Consider the following 20,871-nt stretch of genomic DNA (forward strand, 5'->3'; position numbering starts at 1 on the left):
TTACGGGGAAGTATGCTTGAAAGAGGATATGTGACGGATTTTAATTCAGAATATTTTGTCAATAAAATAATTAGGAGGTAGTAGAAATGAAGTCATCTTTAAAGTTTTCTGAGATGTTTGCAATAAGCTTAATGTTATTTGCACTGTTTTTCGGTGCCGGTAATATGATTTTCCCACCAGCGTTAGGGCAAGGTGCTGGAACAGATGTATGGATCGCGTTATTTGGCTTTATCGTAACAGGTGTAGGACTGCCTTTATTAGGAGTTATTGTTATAGCTCTAAAGGGAGATATTAATGAATTAGCAGGACGTGTACATCCTGTATTCGCGCTAATTTTCATTACTGCAATTTATTTATGTTTAGGCGTATTTGTTAGTGTGCCACGTACAGGGACTGTTGCTTATGAAATGAGTGTTGCACCGTTTTTACCAAGTGAGATAGCTGGTCAATCCTATCCACTTGTTATCTTTACATTTATTTTCTTTGCAGTAACTTTCTATTTAGCATTAAACCCATCGAAATTAGTGGGGCGCATTGGTAAAGTGTTAACTCCAATTTTATTAGCTGTTATTGCAATTATCGTAGCGAAAGCAATTATGACTCCAATGGGAGAGTTTGGTGCCCCTACAGAAGCGTATAGTGCCCCGCTCTTTAAAGGTTTTATTGATGGATATTTAACTTTAGATGGATTAGCAGCACTTGTTTTCGGAAATGTTGTGATCAATGCTTTAAAAGCAAAAGGCATTACAAATAAGAACAGTATTGCAAAAGTAACAATCTTTGCAGGATTTATTGCAGCACTTGGCTTACTTCTTGTTTATTTAGCACTTGCTTACCTTGGAGCTTCTAGTGTTTCACTTGGAATGGGAGCAAACGGCGGAATTATTTTAACAAACGTCGTGAATCATTTATTTGGTAGCTATGGAACATTATTACTAGGTATCGCAATTACAGCAGCATGCTTAACAACTTCTGTCGGTATTGTTGCAGCTTGTGGAGAATATTTTTCTTCGTTATTACCAAAGCTTTCTTATCAAAAAGTCATTTTCATTTTCTCTGTATTAGCATTTATGGTAGCAAATCTTGGTTTAACTCAGTTAAACGCATTAGCATTACCAATCTTAATTGCAATTTACCCAATTGGTATCGTACTGATCGTATTATCACTTGTTGAAAACTATATTCGTCTTCCATTAGCTATGTATGTAGGCGGTATTGTAGGCGCATTTGCAATTAGCTTCTTTGATGGATTGCATAATGCAAATCTTCAAGTAGCGGCCCTTGCTCCTATTTTAGATAAAATTCCATTATATAGTGTAGGGATTGGTTGGTTAGTTCCGGGTATCATTGGAATTGCAATTGGATATGTAGTTTCTTTATTTCAAAAGCAAGAAATTGCTGTAGAAAAATAAGGGAAAGAGGCTTTCTTTAAAAGAAAGCCTCTTTTTTTGTAGAAAAATTATATATAGAAGAATTCAGATATTAAAAATTTTATACGTAATATAGTTGACAAAAAAATTACCAGTAGGCTAAGATTGACTTAGTTGTGGAAATATTGGAAGGGAAGAGGTTTTCTATGACTATATCATTTTTGTAAGAAGAGGTGATAAAACGATAGAATTAGGCGGTTTATTTTTTTTGAAATTCGTTGAGAATGATAATCAATAAAATGATGAAAGAGTTTTATGTTTATTCTTATAGGAAAAATTGGTGGGATTATTTTTTTGTCTATCAATGAGAATGATAATCAATATATTTCTAACTACATAGTGTTACTCGTTATAAAATAGAGATAGAAAGATTATTTTTTTCTTATATATTGAGAATAATTATCATTTTCAAAAAAGAAAAACAAGGAGGCAGTAAGGTAAATGAGAAAGTTTTCGGTATTACCCGCTTTTATTATGACATTCGTATGTATGCTAGCTTTTCTCGTAGTGCCATTCGGACAAGCTTCGGCAAATGTAGCTGACGGTACTTACGATATTAACTATGTCATACAAAAAGCAGAAAATGATTCAGCTTCAATGGCAAATGATTATTTTGAAAAACCAGCTAAGTTAATTGTAAAAAATGGTGAGATGAGAGTACAAATTCCTATGAATCATAGTGCTTGGATTACAGAATTTAAAGCACCAGAGAACGGGAACTTTGTTGATGCAAAAGTTGTTAGTAAAGATGAATCTGCAGATAAAAGAACTGTAGAGTTTAAAATAGACGACTTATCTAAACCAGCAGCTGTAAAAATTCATGTTGTTGTACCGAACGTAAATTATGACCATAACTACACAATTCGCTTTGCGTTTGATGCAAATGTAAAAGCAGTAGGTGGAGAGAATAAGGCAACTGCTGCAACAAAAAATGAAGATCAAACTCAAAAAAATACACAAGTAAAAGAAGAAGTGAAGAAAGAAGAGAGCAAAGAAACAAACAAAGATGTAAATAAAGGAACAAATGAAAGTGGGAAAGCTGAAAAAACAGATAACCCAAAAACAAGTGATGAAGCACGTATCGGATTATTTGCAGCATTACTTCTTATTTCAGGTGTTTTCTTAATTCGTAAAGTACGTCAAAACTAAATAAAGGAGCGGTATTCTATTGAATAAATATCTTAAAATTGTTGCTGCGATGTTTTTAATGGTATTTACATTCGTATCAACATTACAACCTCTTGCAGTTCAAGCTGCTAGTCAACTAGCTGACGGTGAATATTCAATCGGTTTCAAAGTTCTTAAAGACACATCAGATGAAGAATCCATGATGAATCAATACTCTGTAAGTCCAGGAACTTTAAAAGTGAAAAATGGGAAAAAGAAAGTATCCTTTACGTTAGAACATAGTTCATGGATTACAAAGTTTGAAACGGAAAAAAGTGGTCAGTTTGTTGCGACAAATGTAATTAGTGAAAATCAAGAAAAAGATACAAGAGTAGTAGAATTTGATGTGGACGATGTAGAGAAGGTATTAAATGCGAAAGTAAAAGTAGACATTGATTTTTTAAATTATCATCATGACTATGATGTGCGTATTGCATTTGATCAAAATAGTATTACACCGATTCATGTAGAACAACCAAATGAAAAAGAGGACCCAGCTAATAAGCCAGATCCAAATGAAAATCCGGATCCGAGTCAGAAGCCCGACCAAAAGCCTGACCCAGATCAACAACCAAATTCTAACACAATTAAAGATGGAGAGTACAGCATTCCATTTAAAGTGTTAAAAGATCAAACAGATGAAGAATCTAAGATGAATACTTACATGGTAAATCCAGGGGTATTAAAAGTAGAAAACGGTAAGAAAAAAGCAATTGTAACGTTAAAAAATAGCTCATTAATTAAAAATTTCCAAACGGAAAAAGATGGCGCATTTGCTGATGCAAAAGTAGTGAGTGAAGATAAAGAAAAAGATACAAGAGTAGTAGAATTTGAAGTAGACGATTTATCTAAAAAACTAAATACAAAAGTATTTATTGAAGTGGCATCACAAGGCTACAAGCAAACACATAATGTACAACTTTTATTTGAACAAGATAAACTTGAACAAATTAAAAATGAAGAGAAACAACCGGAAGTAGAAAAACCAGATACTGAAACAATTAAAGATGGAGAGTACAGCGTTCCGTTTAAAGTGTTAAAAGATCAAACAGATGAAGAATCTAAGATGAATACTTACATGGTAAATCCAGGGGTATTAAAAGTAGAAAATGGTAAGAAAAAAGCAATTGTAACACTAAAAAGTAGCTCATTAATTAAAAATTTCCAAACGGAAAAAGATGGTGCGTTTGTTGATGCAAAAGTAGTGAGTGAAGATAAAGAAAAAGATACAAGAGTAGTAGAGTTTGAAGTAAACGACTTATCTAAAAAACTAAATACAAAAGTATTTATCGAAATGGCATCAAGAAACTATAAGCAAACACATGATGTGCAACTTTTATTTGAACAAGATAAGCTTGAACAAATTAAAAATGAAGAGAAACCAGAAGTAGAAAAACCAGAAGTAGAGAAACCAGAAGTAGAGAAACCAGAAGTAGAGAAACCAGAAGTAGAGAAGCCAGAAGTAGAGAAGCCAGAAGTAGAAAAACCAGATGCTGAAACAATTAAAGATGGCGAATACAGCATCAATTTTAAAACATTAAAAGATCAAACAGATGAAATATCAATGATGAACACATATACAAAAAGTCCAGGTGTGTTAAAAGTAAAAGATGGTAAGAAGTATGTATCATTTACGCTAACGAATAGCGCTTGGATTACAAAGTTTGAATTTGATAAAAATGGTTCGTTTGTTGATGCGAATGTATTAAGTGAAGATACGAAAGCTGATACACGTGTAGTGGAAGTGGAAGTAGCAGATTTATCGAAAAAATTAAACGCAAAAGTAAAAGTCGACATCGATTCAATGAATTATCATCATTTCTATGATATTCAATTTGCATTTGATAAAGATAGCATTAAACCGTTAGATAACCAAGGCGGAAACAACAACCAAGGCGGAAACAACAACCAAGGCGGAAACAACAACCAAGGCGGAAACGACAACCAAGGTGGAAACGACAACCAAGGTGGAAACAACAACCAAGGTGGAAACGACAACCAAGGTGGAAACAACAACCAAGGCAATAATACAACAATTGATCCAAACGCTCTTAAAGACGGTGAATACAGCATTGGCTTTAAAGTATTAAAAGATCAAACAGATGAAATATCAATGATGAATACATACACAAAAAGCCCAGGTGTATTGAAAGTAAAAGATGGTAAGAAATATGTATCGTTTACATTAACAAATAGTACATGGATTACAAAGTTTGATTTTGAGAAGAATGGCTCGTTCGTTAATGCAAAAGTATTAAGTGAAAATAAAGAGCAAAATACAAGAGTAGTAGAAGTAGAAGTAAATGATTTGTCTAAAAAATTAAATGCAAAAGTAAAAGTAGATATTGATTCAATGAATTATCACCATTTCTACGATGTTCAATTTGTATTTGATCAGGATAGTATCAAAGCTTTAGGGAACCAAGGTGGAAACGATAACCAAGGTGGAAACGATAACCAAGGTGGAAATAATACACCAAAAGTAAAAGTAGATCCGAAAAATTTAGTAGATGGTCAATATGATATTACATTTAAAGTGTTAAAAGACAAAACAGAAGAACTTTCAAAGATGCATGACTATACTGTAAATCCAGCAAAATTAATCGTTAAAGATGGTAAAAAGTACATTGAGATGACGCTGAAAAATAGTGCGTGGATTACGAAATTCCAAACAGAAAACAATAGTCTTTTTGCTGATGCAAAAGTAGTAAGTGAAGATAAAAATGCAAATACGCGAGTAGTACAATTTGAAGTAGAAGATTTATTTAAAAAATTAAATGCAAAAGTGAAAGTAGACATTGATGAGATGAACTACCACCACTTCTACGATGTCCAAATTCAATTTGATACAAATAATATTGGTGCGTTAGGGACGATTAAAGAGGATCCAAAAAAAGATCCGAAAAATGATCCGAACAATCCAGTGATTACACCGAAAGTAGATAATCCTGATTTTAACCGAAATGCAGATGATAAGAAGAAAAAAGAAGATCAAAAAAATGATCCGAAAAAAGAGAAAAACTCAAAAACGGCAGATACAGCACAACTAGGTTTATACATGGTGCTATTGCTTGGGTCACTTGCTTTACTAGTTCGTAAATATAGAGCAGGAAGATTGTAATTTTTGGAGTCTTGATGCATGTTCGCATGCATCAAGACTTGTTTCATATTGTTTGGAAAGGAGTGGTGATTGAGAGTGAAGAAAATTGCTAGTGTACTAATGGCTATCATTCTATTAGTGAGTGTAGCTGGATGCTCGGCGACCAAAAAAGAAGCAGCAAAACAGGTAAAGAGTGAGAGTAAAGAGAGAATTGTTGCAACGACAGTTGCTGTTACTGAAATTATGGATGCGTTAGAAGTAGATTTAGTTGGTGTTCCAACAAGTACGAAAGATTTACCAAAGAGATATAAAGGTTTACCTGAAGTCGGGAATCCGATGAGTCCTGATATGGAAAAGGTAAAATCATTAAAACCGTCAGAAGTATTATCCGTGACAACACTTGAATATGAATTAAAGCCAGTTTTTGATGGTGTAGGTATGAAAGCAAACTTTTTAGATCTAACAAGTTTAAAAAATATGCAAAATTCCATTAGTAATTTAGGTAAGCAATATGGACGTGAAAAGCAGGCTGAAGCAGTTGTAACTAAGTTAGATAACAAGGTTGCAGAGATTCAAAAAGCAGTAAAGGGAAAGAAAGAACCGACAGTGCTTATTTTATTAGGTGTACCGGGGAGTTATTTAGTAGCAACAGAGCATTCTTATATTGGAGATTTAGTGAAACAATTAGGTGGTAAAAACATTGTACAAGGTGAACAAGTAGAGTATTTAGCTTCTAATACAGAGTATTTAAAAAAAGCTGATCCAGACATTATTTTACGAGCGGCACATGGTATGCCGGATGAAGTTGTAAAAATGTTTGATAAAGAATTTAAAACAAATGATATTTGGAAACACTTCGCTGCAGTTAAAAATAATCGTGTTTACGATTTAGAAGAGCGTTTATTTGGAACGACAGGAAATTTAGCAGCGACTGAAGCGCTAGATGAATTGAAAAAAATGATGTATCCGTGATGCATTTTAATATAAAGGAAGATTAGCATGAATAAAAAATTTTGGAGTTTCTTTATTGTTACTGTATTACTCATCATTATGACTTTGTTGTCAGCGACGAAAGGTAGTTTAGAAGTAGGTATTATTGACCTTGTACAAGGAATATTTACAGGGGCAAATGAAGATGTTGAAGTGATTAAAGATTTACGTTTCCCACGTATTATTATTGCACTATTTACTGGAGCAGCTCTTGCTGTTTCGGGCGTGCTTTTTCAAGCTGTTATGAAAAATCCACTTGCTGATGCTGGGGTAATCGGGATATCTTCAGGAGCAAGTTTTATGACACTTGTTATTATTACGCTATTCCCGCAATTCTTTTTCTGGACGCCGGTATTCGCCTTTCTAGGTGGTGCGTTTGCGTGTTATCTCGTTTATTCGTTTTCATGGAAATCAGGATTAAGTCCGCTTCGCATTATTTTAATTGGTATTGCCATTAATGCGATGTTCACTGGATTAAATGAATCGTTCATTACGATTTGTGGATACTTCATTAAGAGTATTAAGCAAACGACGACTTCTAACATAACGATGAAGACGTGGGGCGATGTAGAAATAATGGTTACTTATGGAACAATTGGTCTTATTCTTGCACTGTTTGTCGGAGCTTGGTGTAACTTATTATCTCTACAAGATAAGACTGCAAAAAACTTAGGCTTGCACGTGACGAGAGTTCGTCTTATTATTTCTGCCATTGCAGTACTCTTAGCGGCAGTATCAACAGCAATTGCAGGTGTTATCGCTTTCGTAGGATTACTCGTTCCGCACATTTCAAGACAACTAGTTGGTTCAGACCATAAAGCATTAATTCCATTTTCTGCTCTTGCAGGGGCGTTATTAATTTTGACGGCGGATACGATTGGAAGGTTAATTGTGCCACCTAACGAAATTCCAGCAGCGACGATTATGGCAGTTATTGGTGGCCCATTCTTAATATTCTTGCTTAGAAAGAGTGATAAAGTTCATGGAAATTAAAAATGTAACCTTTTCGTACGATAATGTAACGGATCGATTAAAGTCGGTTAGTAGTGAAATAGAGATTGGTAAAATTACAACAATTATTGGACCAAACGGTTGCGGGAAATCAACATTACTTGGTGTGATGTCAAGAAATCACAATCCTCGTAGTGGAGAGGTAATACTTGATGGGAAGGCAATTAGCCAATATAAACCGAAAGAGTTTGCTAGAAAGTTAGCAGTTGTCCATCAACAAAATGAAGCACCGGCAGATATGACGGTAGAGAAATTAACAAGCTTTGGCCGTATGCCTCATAAAAATATATTTTCTTCGCAAACTGATGAAGATAGAGAAGCAATAGAAAGGGCTTTAGCATGTACGAATTTGCTAAGTAAACGTGATAAGGAAATTCATGCTTTATCTGGTGGAGAAAGACAGCGTGTTTGGATTGCCATGACGTTAGCTCAGAAGACGCCAATGCTCTTTTTAGATGAACCGACAACATATTTAGATATTTATTATCAACTTGAAATATTAGAGTTAGTAAAAGAATTAAATGAAGCACAAGGATTGACAATCGTTATGGTATTACACGATATTAATCAGGCGATTCGCTATAGTGATCATATCATTGTTATGAAAGACGGCGAAATTGTTACAAAAGGCAAGCCGAATGATGTTGTGACAGAAAGTATGATAAAGACGATATACGGTGTAGATGTCGTTGTAAAGCAAGATGAAGATACAGGATTGTATATGGTCCCAATGGGTATTTAAACATGCAAACAATCCGTTTTGAGGTGATAATTTGAGTAGCAAAAAAGAAAGGAAGAAGAATTCTTTTTTTCAACGAATACTTACAGTTGTTTTTTTAGGTACCTTTTTCTATTCAGTATATGAATTAGGTGATATTTTCATGGATTACTATGAAAATCGTAAAGTAATGGCCGAAGCACAAAACATTTATGAAAAAAGTCCGATGGAAGAGCAATCACAAGACGGGGAAGTACGTAAGCAGTTCAAAGTTCTGCAGCAAATTAACCAAGAAATAGTTGGATGGATTACGATGGATGATACACAAATTAATTATCCAATTGTTCAAGCAAAAGACAATGATTACTATTTATTTCGAAATTACAAAGGTGAAGATATGAGAGCAGGAAGCATTTTTATGGACTATCGTAATGATGTGAAATCTCAAAATCGAAATACTATTTTATATGGTCACCGTATGAAAGATGGTTCTATGTTTGGAAGTTTAAAGAAAATGTTGGATGAAGATTTCTTCATGTCGCATCGTAAATTATATTACGATACATTATTTGAAGGATATGATCTTGAAGTGTTTTCGGTGTATACAACAACAACTGATTTTTATTACATTGAAACGGATTTTAGTAGTGATACGGAATACACATCATTTTTGGAGAAAATTCAAGAAAAATCGCTGTACAAAACGGATACAAAAGTGACAGAAAGTGATCAAATCGTAACACTTTCGACGTGTGACTATGCACTTGATCCAGAAGCGGGAAGATTAGTAGTACATGCGAAACTAGTAAAAAGACATTAAATAAAAAAAGTATAGAATATGAGAAGTGGTAACACTCTTCATATTCTATACTTTAAAAAATAAATATGCTTACTGTGCTGCAGCCATTGGCATACGTACAACTTTTACATCATAGTAAGCAATTTTATTATCAAGAATATAGTCTGGCATCCCGCCTTGATGTGAGTGAGCATCTTTAAATGCTGAGCTCTTTGTCCAACCTTGGAAATCTTCTTTTGCATTCCAGCGAGTGCTAATTGTTACTTCATCATAATCAACTGTATTTTGCGTTAAAAGAACTTCTAATCCTAAAAATCCTGACATTGTTTCAACTTTACCTACTTTATTAAAACGCTCAATTAATTTATGGCCATTTCCCTTTGTAATTTTAGTTGTATTTGTAACAATAATCATGTTTATTCCTCCTATAAATGTAGCCTTTATTTTCAAGAACTCATATACATTAAATGATAATGAAAATCATTATCATTGTCAATAGTAATTTTCATATAAATGTATAATTAAGGATGAATTTACTATTATATAAATAATTTGACCATATAGTTAATGAAGTTATATATTATTAAAATAAAACAAAATAAGAAATATACACAAGCAAAGTATGGTTTATACCTTGCTTTCGCAATACTATGAACAAGGAGGGTATTATGGTCGAATCACTGTTACTTAGTATCGTTATTATTATTACACTAGGCATCGCCTCACAATGGACTGCATGGCGCTTCCAGCTCCCTGCTATTGTTGTTATGGCAGTTGCCGGATTATTAATTGGTCCAGTTTTCGGTATTATTAATCCAAAAGAGGTACTTGGAGATGTTTTTAGTCCACTCGTATCACTTTCTGTTGCTATTATATTGTTTGAGGGTAGTTTAAGTTTAGATGTACGTGAACTGAGGGGACTATCAAAACCAGTATTTCGTATTGTTACGTTTGGTGCGTTTATTGCTTGGATTGCTGGCTCACTTGCAGCTCATTACGTCGCTGGATTGGATTGGGCGGTTGCATTTATTATTGGAGGACTTTTTATTGTGACAGGTCCAACTGTAATTATTCCGTTGTTACGCCAAGCACGATTAAAGCCAAGGACAGCTGCAATTTTAAAGTGGGAAGGGATTATCGTTGATCCGTTTGGAGCATTACTTGCTGTATTCGCCTTTCAAATTGTAAATTTCTTAACGAAAGAAAATGTACACTTACATACGTTACTATATTTCTTTGCAGGTTCGTTATTTGCAATGGTGCTTGGGTATGCGTTTAGTATTTTTATGAGTTATATGATTTTAAAAGGGAAAGTACCAGAATATTTAAAGGCACCGATTTTGCTCGTTACGGTATTACTATGCTTCGGCATTGCAGATGAAGTCATGCATGAAACAGGTATGCTAGCCGTAACAGTAATGGGGATTACACTTGCACGGATGAAGAAATATATTTCTTCTATCGGTGATATTCGTCATTTTAACGAAAATATTTCCGTACTATTAACATCGACTGTTTTCATCATCTTAACAGCATCACTTCCAAGAACGACGATTATGGAGATTTTTAGCTGGCCTATTATTAGCTTCGTACTTATGATGATATTTGTTGTTCGTCCTTTATCAATTTGGGTATCGACAATCGGAACAGAGTTAACAAGATCAGAAAGGGCGCTAGTTGGTTGGATTGCGCCGCGAGGTATTGTTGCATTAACGGTTTCAAGTTACTTTGCGACGGAGTTATTACAAGAAGGGTATAAAGATGCTTCTATATTAACAGCACTTACATTTGCACTCGTAATTACGACCGTTTGTGCTCATGGATTTTCAATTGGATTTTTAGCAAAAAAATTAGGATTAGCCAATACACAGCCACCAGGTATTTTAATTTCAGGAGCTAGTACATTCTCAACTGCATTCGCTATGCATTGTAAAGAGATGGGGATTCCGAGCTTAATCGTAGATGTATCGGAAGAACATTTGCAATGCGCAAAAGTGAAAGGGCTTAATACATATAACGGCCAAGTACTCTCAGAGCAGTTGCAATTTGAAGTAGATATGAATCAGTATGAATACTTAATTTCAGTTACAGATACGGATTCTTATAATGTATTAGTCGCAAACACATATGTACCGCAGTTTGGACATCATAATACATTTTTACTTCCGATTCATGATGTGGAAAAGATTGAGCAAGAACGCATCTCTCTTTCGAAAAAAGCTCATTTACTGTTTGGTCAAAATGAAATTTATGAAGAGTTAGATAGAAAAATTGAAGAGGGTTATACATTTAAAACGATACAAGTTGAGGAAGAACAAAAAATTAATAAAGAAGAGAGCGATTCAGAGGATGTAATATTATTTATTCGTCACGATGATGGTAGTCTTACTTTTTCAACATTGTATAAATATATAGCGGTTATACCAGGAGATGAGCTAGTTGTACTAGCAAAGCAATAATATGGTATAGTGAAACGAGGCTTTTTTCAGCCTCGTTTTTTACATTGCTTCCTACTAATTAGAAAGCATTCAAATGGAAAGGAAGACATTACATGCGATCTGAAGTAACTATAAAAATAAAACCGAAGTTTATAAAAGAAATTAAAAGTGGATATCCACTTATTTTAAAAGATGCTATTCAAAATTTAGATGATGTACGTGAAGAAGGAACAATCATCAACGTAGTAGATGAGAAGAACCAATTCATCGGAAAAGGCTATTATGGAAAACAAAATAAAGGATATGGATGGATTTTAACGAGAAAAGAGAAAGAGCAAATTAATCAACCTTTCTTTGAAAGTAAAATCAAATCTGCTTTACATAAACGAAAAGATTTTTATAAATCAAATGATACAACAGCATTTCGTGCCCTGAATGGTGAGGGCGATGGCCTTGGTGGTTTAATCATCGATTATTATGACGGCTATTACGTAATAAGTTGGTATAGTGAAGGGGTTTATACTTTCCGCGATGAGATTATAGCAGCACTTCAAAAAGTAGCAAATTTCAAAGGGATTTATGAGAAAAAGCGTTTTGATACGAAAGGGAAATACATTGAAGGTGATGATTTCGTCGCAGGAGAGCGCGGTGAGTTCCCACTTATCGTAAAAGAGAACGGTGTAAACTTTGCTGTATATTTAAATGACGGGGCGATGGTTGGTGTGTTTTTAGATCAGCGTAACGTTCGAAAACAAATTCGTGATAAATATGCAAAAGGAAGAACGGTTTTAAATATGTTCTCTTATACTGGGGCTTTCTCTGTATTTGCAGCGCTTGGCGGAGCGAGTAAAACAACGAGTGTGGACCTTGCAAATCGTAGTTTAAGTAAAACGATTGAGCAGTTTAGTGTAAATGAAATTGATTATGAAGCACAAGATATTATTGTAGAAGATGTATTTCTATATTTCAAATATGCAGCTAAGAAAAAGATGAAATTTGATATGGTTGTACTTGATCCCCCAAGCTTTGCACGCTCGAAAAAATATACGTTCAGTGCGGCGAAAGATTATAAAAACTTATTAAAAGAAACAATTGCGATTACAGAAAATAACGGTATTATCGTTGCTTCTACAAATTGTAGCGCATTCGATATGAAAAAGTTTAATGGCTTTATCGATACAGCATTTAAAGAAATGAACGGTAAATATAAAATATTAGAAGAACATTCTTTACCAGAAGATTTCCGTACAATTGATCAATTTAAAGAGGGAGACTATTTAAAAGTAGTTTTCATCGAAAAAATTAAAGGTTAATGAAAATAAGAAAAGGAGCTCAAGTTTAAATGAGCTCCTTTTCTTATTGAATAATATTTTGTACTCTGCCAACCTGTCCGTCTTGCAATCTTACTTTAATGCCGTGCGGATGTGAAGGTGAGTTCGTTAAAATATCTTTTACAATTCCTCTTGTTAGCTTGCCTGTACGTTGATCTTGTTTTAATACAATATCAACTTCAAGACCTGGCGCGATGTTAGATCGTTTTTGCCCGTTCATTTATACACCTGTACGTCTACGTTGGTTGTTTGTTTTCTTCGTTTGTTGGTTTTGTAATTTTTTCGTTTCTTGACTTTGATTTCCATTATTTGAGCCGTTTCCATTTCCTTGCTTTTTCTTCGCAAGTTGTTCGCGCATTAAATCAGCTAAGCTTACTTTTTTGTTTTCTGACATGATAAGTCTCCTTTATATAAAGTTAATTATGAACAATCGTAGTGAATTTCATCATATCATTGTTAAGGAAGGAAGGGAAGTTGGTTTGAAAATTCATATAATTGTACCAACTAATTTGCAGTTACGATACAATTGAATTGTTAATGTTTGTTAAAAAAGGGGATAGAAATATGTCACATCATATTTTATTAGTTGAAGATGACATCTCAATTCAAGAGATGGTTGAAACATATTTAGTAAAAGAAGGTTTTCAAGTTACAATCGCATCTGACGGAGAAGAAGGCGTGAACACATATTTAAAAGGTTCATTTGATTTGATAATTCTCGATATTATGATGCCGAAGTTAGATGGGTTAGAGGTCGTTAGAATCATTCGAGAAAAAAGTGCCGTTCCGATTTTAATGATGTCAGCGAAAGATACAGATGTTGATAAAGCTGTTGGATTAGGACTTGGAGCAGATGATTACATTTGTAAGCCGTTTTCTATGATTGAACTAGCTGCACGTGTAAAAGCGGGTATTCGGAGGTCTACAAAGTATTCGGCTGTGGAATCAAAAGATGAGGCGATTCAGATTGGTGATTTAATAATTGATCCAATTAATTTTACTGTGGAGAAAAAGGGAAGGCATATTAAACTTACTTTAAAAGAATTTGAGATTTTAAAGCTATTCGTGAAGAATCAAAATCGTGTTTTTACGAAAGCACAAATATATACGCTTGTTTGGAATGAAGAATATTATGGTGATGATAATGTTATTAATGTTCATATGAGAAGATTACGTGAGAAAATTGAAAGTGATCCATCTAATCCAGAATATATTAAAACATTATGGGGCATCGGCTATAAGCTGGAAGTGATGTAGTATGGTTGTATTTTTAACAGTGGTGATTATTATATTGCTTATCATTATTTACGTGCAATATAAAATTAGGAAAAATAGTAGTAGGAATTTACGCTACACGTATGAGAAGTTAAATCGAATTGTAAAAGAACAAACTGGTGAGAAGCTATTAATTATGACAGATGATCTAGAATTGCAAAAGTTATTAGTGGCGATTAATCATTTATTAGATGCAAAACAGAAAACGAATGCAGATCATGCGAAAGTGGAAATTTCGATGAGAAAAATGCTTTCAAATATTTCGCATGATTTGAAAACACCACTAACAGTTATTCTTGGATATACCGAAATGTTAAATAAGGATAAAACGATAAATGAGGAAGAGAAGCAAATATTACTCGAAAAGGTGCATGTAAAAACACTAGAAGTAATGGAACTGATTCATAAGTTTTTTGATTTAGCAAAATTAGAATCTGGTGACAAAGCAATTGAGATGACAAAAGTAAATATGAATGAAGTTTGTCGTGAGAAGATTTTATCTTTTTATGATTTAGTGACGACGAAAGGGTTTCAAGTTCATATTGATATACCAGAAAGAAATATATATGCACTTGGAAATGTAGAAGTATTAGGTAGAGTATTGAATAATTTAATATCAAATGCGATTACATATGGTGACGATGGAAAGACACTTGGTATGACGTTAAGAGATGATGAAACGAGTGTGTATATAGATGTATGGGATACAGGAAAAGGAATTGATGAATCTCACATTGATAAAGTGTTTGAGCGTATGTACACACTTGAAGATTCCAGAAATAGATTGTACCAAGGAAGCGGTTTAGGGTTAACGATTACGAAAAGGCTTGTGGAAGCGATGGACGGAGAAATACATCTTTCTAGTAAGCCGTATGAAAAAACAATTTTTACAGTTGTATTAACAAAGATGCTGTTTTAGCTTGTAGAGAAGTAGATTCTACAAGCTTTTTTTTCAGCGTAAGGAATTTGTAAGGAACGGGTAAGAAAAAAGAGAATTCCGTTGTCTATTATAGAAGTATAAGGTAGTGAGTGCGAAAGGAGATAGTGACATGACATATATATTAAAAACGAATCAGTTAACGAAAGTGTTTAAAGGGAAAGAAGTAATTTCTAGCGTTAACATGCATGTGAAAAAAGGTGAGATTTACGGTTTCTTAGGACCGAATGGTGCAGGTAAAACAACGATTATGAAAATGATCACAAACTTAATAAAACCGACGAGCGGTGATATTGAAATTTTTGGTGAGAAGTTAACGGATACATCTTATGAATTGTTAAAGCGCATGGGGACAATTATCGAATATCCAATTTTTTATGATAAATTAACGGCGAAGGAAAACCTAGAATTACATTGTGAATATATGGGGTATTACGACAAAAACGCAATTGATCATGCTTTACATTTAGTAAAGCTGCACGGTATAGATGATAAAAAAGTAAAAGATTTTTCATTAGGGATGAAGCAAAGACTTGGTATTGCAAGGGCGATCATGACGAAGCCAGAATTACTCATTTTAGATGAGCCAATTAACGGTTTAGATCCAATTGGTATTAAAGAATTAAGAGACTTATTTAAAATGCTCTGCAAAGAATATGGTATTACGTTATTAGTCTCTAGTCATATTTTAGGCGAGATGGAACTAATGGCAGATACAATCGGTATGATTCAAAATGGAAAGCTAATAAAAGAAGTTTCAATGAAGAGTATTAACGGAAAACAAACAGAGTACATTGAAATTACTGTTCCTGATGTGAAGCGTGCAGCTTATATTTTAGAAGATAAACTCGGTATAAAAAATTACAAAATAATGAGTGGAAATATGATTCGTGTGTATGATACGGCAGCGTCTCAGCAAGCTATTTCAAAAGCACTTATTATGAACGATGTAGAAATTGAAAGTATTAATAAGAAACATAGTTCCTTAGAAGAATATTTCTTAAATGTAATGGATGGAGAGGGCATTCATGCTTAATGGATTGTTAGTGAATCTAGTAAGTGGATTGATTGTAATGTTCATAAGTGGGATTTTATATTATAGAAAACCTGAGCGGAAATGGCCGTTAATTTTACTAGTGATAGGAATAGTAAGCGTAGTTATGGCTGGAATTAGAATGTTAGTAGCATAGAGATCGTTATGTCAGTAATGGAGGTGTGGTTTATATGTTTAAATTAATGAAACTTGAATGGAAGAAACATAAATTATCTAGTTACTGTAAAGGGGTAGCTATTTGTATTATAGCAATTTTTGCTGCGGTAAGTCTTATGGGGATGGGAGCAAAAGGTGAGGGAGATGCGGCGCTCACTGATTTCACAAAGTATATGACGTTAGCAAATATCTTTATTAGGATGACATTTCTTATTTTTAGTGCGGTCATTTTATCACGTTTAGTAATTGATGAGTATAAGAATAAAACAATGCAACTACTATTTATGTACCCATTACAAAGGAAATTGCTAATGAGGGCGAAATTAACAATTGTTTTTAGTTTTTGTTTTATTAGCATGATTATTGCTACTTTCAGTATTAGTTTGCTCATATTTTTTATGAACCCAATGATGGGGCTGTTTGAAACACCTATGACGATGGGGGAAATAATAGCTACCGTTCCAGCTACTTTTATAAGTGCATTTATGATATCTGGTATAAGTTTAATTCCTTTATTTTTTGGGATGAGAAAGAAATCGACACCGACAACAATTACTTCTGCAGTAATAATTGGGATGCTAATTAGTAGTAATTTTGGTTCTGGAAACGGTCAAGTAAGTATGTTTAATTTTATAGCTATCCCAATAGTGCTCTGTTTATTAGGAATTTTCATTAGTTATCTATCGTATCGTAAGATCGACAAGATTGATGTGGCGTAAAATAAGCTTAAAACAACAATGAACAGGGGTATGCATGGTGAAAAAAATAATAGTAATTGCAATTTTATTTCTGACAATTGCTAGTGTAGTTTTTGGTTTTAAGACATTTCAGGGGAAAGATTTTAAGAAAGAAAAGTCTTTTGAGATAAATCATATAAAAGAAATAGAAGTGGACAATGAAAACTGGGATATTGAATTTAAAAGTACAGACGCTAACAAAATAGTGATCTTCGCCCAAGGTCAACGAGCAGATAAAAATCTAGATCCCGTCAAAATAGAACTTGAAGGAAATAAAGTTGTGATTAAGCAAAAACAAAAGATGACCAGATTTTTTAATGGTTTTACGTTTAGGAAAAAGAATATTATTTCTATATCTATTCCGAAAAAAGAAATAGATAAAATTGTATTAAATAATAAATCGGGTGATGTGAAAATAAGCGATATAGAAGTGAAAAGTATTGTGACAGAAAGCAAATCTGGAGATGGACGGATTGTAGGATTATCGGCTGAGAAAGGCGAGTTCAAATCAACAAGTGGAGAATTAAGTGTAAAAGATAGTTCAGTACAAGAATTAAATATAATCTCTACTACAGGCGATAACTATATAACAAATGTAAATAGCTCAAATATGAACATCACTTCAACATCTGGTGAAGTATTACTGAAAGATATGACAGAAGGAAAATCATTATTTGCAGAAACAAAATCAGGGGATATTGGCGTACGGTATAAGGGTGTTCCGACTTCTTTGAAACTTATGGCTAAAAGTAATTCGTCTGACATAATGGTGAATGTAAACGGACTTAAGAAAGATAAAAATACAGAAAAGGTAAAAGAAGGAACCATCGGTGATGCAAAAAACGAAGTGAAGATTTTAAGTAAAACAGGGACGATTTATATTGATTAAATTTAAAATGAAAGGAGGACTATCATGCTACGTCTTATGAAGCTAGAATTGAAGAAGTTTAAGCTTGGATGGTATGTGAAGCGAGCGGTTATTGCAAATATCATTATACTGGCACTACTAATTTTCGTTAGTTTCGTTGCTCAAATAGAAGGAGATCCTGAAATAAAAGATCCACAGACAATTTTGTTGATGGCTAGTGCGTTAGTAAGAGCAACATTTATTATTTTTGGTGGAGTACTAATAGCCAAGTTAATAATTGATGAATATAAAAACAAAACAATATTACTCATGTTTTCTTATCCAATTAACCGAAAGAAAATGATGGTTAGTAAGTTGGCCATTACAGCAATATTAACATTCATAACAGTTATTTTATCTAACATTTTAGTAGTAGGAATTTTCTTTGGGATAGATAGTTATTTTTCAATTCTTCCTAATCCATTTACAGTAGATCAATTGATGCAAGAAGGAATAAAACTGGTTCCTTTAGCCATTGCAACTGCGGGAATGAGTTTAATCCCATTATATTTCGGAATGCGTAAACGCTCAGTGCCAACTACAATCGTTTCTTCTATTATCGTTGTATTAATCGCAATTAATAACCAGCCCATATTTCCTATAGCGACGTTTCTTCCTCTTCAATTCACATTTGCAGCGATTGGAGTTGCGATTGCATATTACGGAATTAAAAATATAGAGAAGGAAGATATAACAGTATGACAAGAATACGTAAAAAAGAGTTAGCGTTATACCAACTCTTTTTTGTATATGTATGCTTCGTTACTACTCTGTAAATTTATAGTGTTTGCTTAAATACTCTTGCACTCCTGGAGAAATGTTAAAGTTATTAGGACCTTTATATTCGATAGTAAACTCTCCATCTTCAATTGTTTCAAAGGCGATTGCATAGCTATTCATTTTAGAATCGTAAGAAGTATTTTTGACTTTTGTATCTAGATTAAAGTATTTTGTAATATACTCTTTTGATTCAGCAATTGCTGTTTGTTTTCCCCAAGGGGTACCATGACTTGTGAAATAAAGAGATACACTGATAACTCCAATGATAGAAGTTAGTAAGAGAGTTCTTATTGTTATTTTTTTGTTTTTTGTATTCAATTTAGTTCCCTCCAATTAATATGAATTTATCTTAACGTATTTTCTCATAAAATACCATTTAGTAGAAAATAGTTTCACATGAAACAAGTTACAGAAAAAGACAAGGTGCATAAACACCTTGTCTTTTTCTGTCGTTACATTTGGGGAGCTTCCATTCCAGTAGCAGCCCATTCTTCTTTTGCAGGACCATAAACGCCAGGGACTGTTAAGCCAGCTTGACGCATTAAAACAGTCATCTGCCCGCGGTGGTGATTTTGATGATTGATGAGTGTCATTAAAAATATAGAATTCGGCATAGAACGACCAAAGAAGTTATTAATAGTAGTTAAGTCTTCATCAGTCCACTCACTTTGAAGTGCTTCAATAAAAGCCGTATTTACTTTGCGATACCCATCTGCAATTGTTTTTGCTGAAGTTGGTACAGGATAATCTTTCGTTTCTCCTTCAAACTTAAGCCCTGTCCCTGATAGCATAACAGGAAGTGCTGTAACGATATGCCAAGCGACTCTCCCTAAAGTCCAGTGCCCAGGTGCAATTTCTTGTGATAAAGATTCATCGATTAATGCATCGAGCATCTTCTGAGTAGACTCAGCCTCGTATATCCATGATGTTAAAAAATCTTCAATAGTTTGGTACATAGTTATCCCTCCTGTTTTTCGCTCGTATATTAAATTCGTGAGAGATAATATAATCCCTGTTTCATAAGCGATACTTAATTAAGCATTGCTACAATATAAAAATAATTAGAAAATATTTGTAAAAGTGTCAGAAAACCGCCCTATGCATTCGTATATATAATGAATAGAGAATGGAGTAAAGAGTGGTGATAAGGGTGAAGGATATAGAAATAGTAGAAGGTCTTCGAAAACAAGATATGTTAGCATTACATACAGCAATTGATCGATATGGAGATTTAATTTATAAGGTGGTTCACAGTGTTTTAGATACGGCGCATAGTAAGGTGCTAGTGGATGAATGTGTTGATGATATTTTATTAATCGTTTGGTACAACATTAGTAGTTATGATGAAAAACGTGGGAAGTTTAGAAATTGGCTTATATCTGTCGCGAAATTTAAAGCCATTGATTATAAACGAAAAAGTAATAAGGTCTATCAATTACAAGAGTTTCAGCAAGACATATATGTAGAAGGAAAACATGTTAATTTAACAAAATATGAGGGTGTTTAAAGTGTTAATATTTTTTGGGAATTTTGACGAAAGAATAACGATTTATACGGATTTTAATATGTTGTATTTAAATACATACGTGTATCAAGGTTGAAGGAGCTGAAATTCCTTTAATGAGGAAGGCGAAAGTACAAGCGAAAGGAGAGCGTATTGCATGTAATATTTATTAGAATGTGAGGAAAAAAACCTTTATTTATAAAAGGTTTATTCCAAAGCGGATAGTTGATAAGGAAAACAAAAACTAATTTTTTATTAGAAAGATATTTTTAATTCGTTGGCTGTACTTAAAAGATTGAACACGAAGGAGGGGGGTCAACATGTCTTTATGGAGTAATAATACAAATGGATATTGTGGGTGTAATAATCAAAATGGTGTGCATGTTGATTCATGCTGTTTTAGTTGCGATGGGACAGTTCCTAAGATCGGTCCGACAGGTCCAACAGGTGAAACGGGACCAACAGGAGTAACAGGAGCAACAGGAGAAACAGGAGCAACAGGAGAAACACGAGCAAAAATACCAAACCACACACGAA

Annotated in this window: 21 protein-coding genes and 2 pseudogenes; 18 read left to right on the top strand and 5 right to left on the bottom strand. The window is 33.7% G+C overall.

Annotation, left to right across the window (positions count from 1 at the left end):
• Positions 1–86 precede the first annotated feature (86 nt).
• The 7 genes from brnQ6 to srtB all read left to right on the top strand — a co-directional run bounded on the left by brnQ6 (position 87) and on the right by srtB (position 9,236).
• Positions 87–1,412 (top strand): branched-chain amino acid transport system II carrier protein BrnQ6, encoded by a 1,326-nt coding sequence (brnQ6, locus tag MR155_RS23230; RefSeq protein WP_002192417.1) that lies wholly within the window; start codon positions 87–89, stop codon positions 1,410–1,412.
• A 459-nt stretch (positions 1,413–1,871) separates the two neighbouring features.
• The gene (isdC, locus tag MR155_RS23235; protein ID WP_242311176.1) at positions 1,872–2,579 is read left to right on the top strand and encodes a heme uptake protein IsdC; all 708 of its coding nucleotides are present in this window, start codon (positions 1,872–1,874) and stop codon (positions 2,577–2,579) included.
• Between the two features lie 19 nt (positions 2,580–2,598).
• Positions 2,599–5,718, top strand: a complete 3,120-nt coding sequence (locus MR155_RS23240) for an NEAT domain-containing protein (RefSeq protein ID WP_242311177.1) — start codon at positions 2,599–2,601, stop codon at positions 5,716–5,718.
• Positions 5,719–5,787: 69 nt separating this feature from the next.
• The gene (gene isdE / locus MR155_RS23245; RefSeq protein ID WP_242311178.1) at positions 5,788–6,669 is read left to right on the top strand and encodes a heme ABC transporter substrate-binding protein IsdE; all 882 of its coding nucleotides are present in this window, start codon (positions 5,788–5,790) and stop codon (positions 6,667–6,669) included.
• A gap of 27 nt (positions 6,670–6,696) precedes the next feature.
• Positions 6,697–7,680 (top strand): FecCD family ABC transporter permease, encoded by a 984-nt coding sequence (locus MR155_RS23250; RefSeq protein ID WP_002034255.1) that lies wholly within the window; start codon positions 6,697–6,699, stop codon positions 7,678–7,680.
• Entirely contained in the window at positions 7,670–8,440 is a 771-nt protein-coding gene (locus MR155_RS23255) for an ABC transporter ATP-binding protein (RefSeq protein ID WP_033731383.1), read from the top strand. Before MR155_RS23250 ends, MR155_RS23255 begins: the two co-directional genes overlap by 11 nt.
• A gap of 31 nt (positions 8,441–8,471) precedes the next feature.
• Complete coding sequence (gene srtB, locus MR155_RS23260) at positions 8,472–9,236, top strand: class B sortase (protein WP_002129321.1); 765 nt, start codon at positions 8,472–8,474, stop codon at positions 9,234–9,236.
• A gap of 69 nt (positions 9,237–9,305) precedes the next feature.
• Here srtB and isdG read toward each other — a convergent pair whose 3' ends face one another.
• Complete coding sequence (gene isdG, locus MR155_RS23265) at positions 9,306–9,629, bottom strand: heme oxygenase (RefSeq protein ID WP_002015426.1); 324 nt, start codon at positions 9,627–9,629, stop codon at positions 9,306–9,308.
• A 254-nt stretch (positions 9,630–9,883) separates the two neighbouring features.
• Between isdG and MR155_RS23270 the strand changes: the two genes are divergently transcribed.
• Complete coding sequence (locus tag MR155_RS23270) at positions 9,884–11,674, top strand: cation:proton antiporter (RefSeq protein ID WP_002167604.1); 1,791 nt, start codon at positions 9,884–9,886, stop codon at positions 11,672–11,674.
• A 92-nt stretch (positions 11,675–11,766) separates the two neighbouring features.
• Positions 11,767–12,966 carry a class I SAM-dependent rRNA methyltransferase gene (locus MR155_RS23275; protein WP_219303629.1) on the top strand — a complete coding sequence of 400 codons (1,200 nt, stop codon included), beginning with the start codon at positions 11,767–11,769 and terminating at the stop codon, positions 12,964–12,966.
• A 43-nt stretch (positions 12,967–13,009) separates the two neighbouring features.
• On the opposite strand, the gene MR155_RS23280 is transcribed toward MR155_RS23275, so the two are convergent.
• Positions 13,010–13,204: a YwbE family protein gene (locus tag MR155_RS23280; protein WP_063262677.1), complete on the bottom strand. Its 195-nt coding sequence runs from the start codon at positions 13,202–13,204 to the stop codon at positions 13,010–13,012.
• Positions 13,205–13,378: a hypothetical protein gene (locus MR155_RS23285; RefSeq protein ID WP_002112138.1), complete on the bottom strand. Its 174-nt coding sequence runs from the start codon at positions 13,376–13,378 to the stop codon at positions 13,205–13,207.
• Between the two features lie 170 nt (positions 13,379–13,548).
• Between MR155_RS23285 and MR155_RS23290 the strand changes: the two genes are divergently transcribed.
• The 7 genes from MR155_RS23290 (at position 13,549) to MR155_RS23320 (ending at position 18,752) form a co-directional block, all read left to right on the top strand.
• Positions 13,549–14,241 carry a response regulator transcription factor gene (locus tag MR155_RS23290; protein ID WP_242311179.1) on the top strand — a complete coding sequence of 231 codons (693 nt, stop codon included), beginning with the start codon at positions 13,549–13,551 and terminating at the stop codon, positions 14,239–14,241.
• Between the two features lies 1 nt (position 14,242).
• Positions 14,243–15,178 (top strand): HAMP domain-containing histidine kinase, encoded by a 936-nt coding sequence (locus MR155_RS23295; RefSeq protein WP_242311180.1) that lies wholly within the window; start codon positions 14,243–14,245, stop codon positions 15,176–15,178.
• Between the two features lie 130 nt (positions 15,179–15,308).
• Positions 15,309–16,232 carry an ABC transporter ATP-binding protein gene (locus MR155_RS23300; RefSeq protein WP_012261778.1) on the top strand — a complete coding sequence of 308 codons (924 nt, stop codon included), beginning with the start codon at positions 15,309–15,311 and terminating at the stop codon, positions 16,230–16,232.
• On the top strand, positions 16,225–16,386 hold the full coding sequence (locus MR155_RS23305) for a hypothetical protein (protein WP_012261777.1): 162 nt from the start codon (positions 16,225–16,227) through the stop codon (positions 16,384–16,386). The genes MR155_RS23300 and MR155_RS23305 overlap by 8 nt, the downstream gene beginning before the upstream one ends.
• A 34-nt stretch (positions 16,387–16,420) precedes the next feature.
• Positions 16,421–17,125: an ABC transporter permease gene (locus tag MR155_RS23310; RefSeq protein ID WP_242311181.1), complete on the top strand. Its 705-nt coding sequence runs from the start codon at positions 16,421–16,423 to the stop codon at positions 17,123–17,125.
• A gap of 34 nt (positions 17,126–17,159) precedes the next feature.
• A complete protein-coding gene (locus MR155_RS23315; RefSeq protein ID WP_242311182.1) occupies positions 17,160–18,032 on the top strand; it encodes a DUF4097 family beta strand repeat-containing protein in 873 nt (290 codons plus the stop codon).
• Positions 18,033–18,056: 24 nt separating this feature from the next.
• Positions 18,057–18,752 carry an ABC transporter permease gene (locus tag MR155_RS23320; protein ID WP_219303626.1) on the top strand — a complete coding sequence of 232 codons (696 nt, stop codon included), beginning with the start codon at positions 18,057–18,059 and terminating at the stop codon, positions 18,750–18,752.
• Positions 18,753–18,815: 63 nt separating this feature from the next.
• Here the strand turns inward: MR155_RS23320 and MR155_RS23325 are convergent, their stop codons facing one another.
• Both MR155_RS23325 and MR155_RS23330 read right to left on the bottom strand, forming a co-directional pair.
• A complete protein-coding gene (locus tag MR155_RS23325) occupies positions 18,816–19,148 on the bottom strand; it encodes a YfjL-like protein (RefSeq protein WP_242311183.1) in 333 nt (110 codons plus the stop codon).
• Positions 19,149–19,282: 134 nt separating this feature from the next.
• Positions 19,283–19,786 (bottom strand): DinB family protein, encoded by a 504-nt coding sequence (locus tag MR155_RS23330; RefSeq protein WP_242311184.1) that lies wholly within the window; start codon positions 19,784–19,786, stop codon positions 19,283–19,285.
• Between the two features lie 185 nt (positions 19,787–19,971).
• Between MR155_RS23330 and MR155_RS23335 the strand changes: the two are divergent.
• Positions 19,972–20,328, top strand: a pseudogene (locus MR155_RS23335) (sigma factor); the annotation flags it as partial.
• A 326-nt stretch (positions 20,329–20,654) separates the two neighbouring features.
• A pseudogene (locus MR155_RS23340) lies at positions 20,655–20,871 on the top strand (BclA C-terminal domain-containing protein); the annotation flags it as partial.

Origin of the sequence: Bacillus cereus group sp. BfR-BA-01331 (genome assembly GCF_022663915.1) — a bacterium.
In the GTDB taxonomy this organism is placed as follows: domain Bacteria; phylum Bacillota; class Bacilli; order Bacillales; family Bacillaceae_G; genus Bacillus_A; species Bacillus_A mycoides.

Excerpts from the sequence above, each read along its gene's own strand:
- MR155_RS23300 (WP_012261778.1), top strand. The coding sequence starts at position 15,309 with ATGACATATATATTAAAAACGAATCAGTTAACGAAAGTGTTTAAAGGG.
- brnQ6 (WP_002192417.1), top strand. The coding sequence starts at position 87 with ATGAAGTCATCTTTAAAGTTTTCTGAGATGTTTGCAATAAGCTTAATG.
- isdC (WP_242311176.1), top strand. The coding sequence starts at position 1,872 with ATGAGAAAGTTTTCGGTATTACCCGCTTTTATTATGACATTCGTATGT.
- isdG (WP_002015426.1), bottom strand. The coding sequence starts at position 9,629 with ATGATTATTGTTACAAATACAACTAAAATTACAAAGGGAAATGGCCAT.
- MR155_RS23320 (WP_219303626.1), top strand. The coding sequence starts at position 18,057 with ATGCTACGTCTTATGAAGCTAGAATTGAAGAAGTTTAAGCTTGGATGG.
- MR155_RS23330 (WP_242311184.1), bottom strand. The coding sequence starts at position 19,786 with ATGTACCAAACTATTGAAGATTTTTTAACATCATGGATATACGAGGCT.
- MR155_RS23255 (WP_033731383.1), top strand. The coding sequence starts at position 7,670 with ATGGAAATTAAAAATGTAACCTTTTCGTACGATAATGTAACGGATCGA.
- MR155_RS23315 (WP_242311182.1), top strand. The coding sequence starts at position 17,160 with ATGGTGAAAAAAATAATAGTAATTGCAATTTTATTTCTGACAATTGCT.
- MR155_RS23250 (WP_002034255.1), top strand. The coding sequence starts at position 6,697 with ATGAATAAAAAATTTTGGAGTTTCTTTATTGTTACTGTATTACTCATC.
- MR155_RS23270 (WP_002167604.1), top strand. The coding sequence starts at position 9,884 with ATGGTCGAATCACTGTTACTTAGTATCGTTATTATTATTACACTAGGC.
- MR155_RS23305 (WP_012261777.1), top strand. The coding sequence starts at position 16,225 with ATGCTTAATGGATTGTTAGTGAATCTAGTAAGTGGATTGATTGTAATG.
- MR155_RS23290 (WP_242311179.1), top strand. The coding sequence starts at position 13,549 with ATGTCACATCATATTTTATTAGTTGAAGATGACATCTCAATTCAAGAG.
- MR155_RS23310 (WP_242311181.1), top strand. The coding sequence starts at position 16,421 with ATGTTTAAATTAATGAAACTTGAATGGAAGAAACATAAATTATCTAGT.
- MR155_RS23275 (WP_219303629.1), top strand. The coding sequence starts at position 11,767 with ATGCGATCTGAAGTAACTATAAAAATAAAACCGAAGTTTATAAAAGAA.
- MR155_RS23280 (WP_063262677.1), bottom strand. The coding sequence starts at position 13,204 with ATGAACGGGCAAAAACGATCTAACATCGCGCCAGGTCTTGAAGTTGAT.
- MR155_RS23285 (WP_002112138.1), bottom strand. The coding sequence starts at position 13,378 with ATGTCAGAAAACAAAAAAGTAAGCTTAGCTGATTTAATGCGCGAACAA.
- MR155_RS23295 (WP_242311180.1), top strand. The coding sequence starts at position 14,243 with ATGGTTGTATTTTTAACAGTGGTGATTATTATATTGCTTATCATTATT.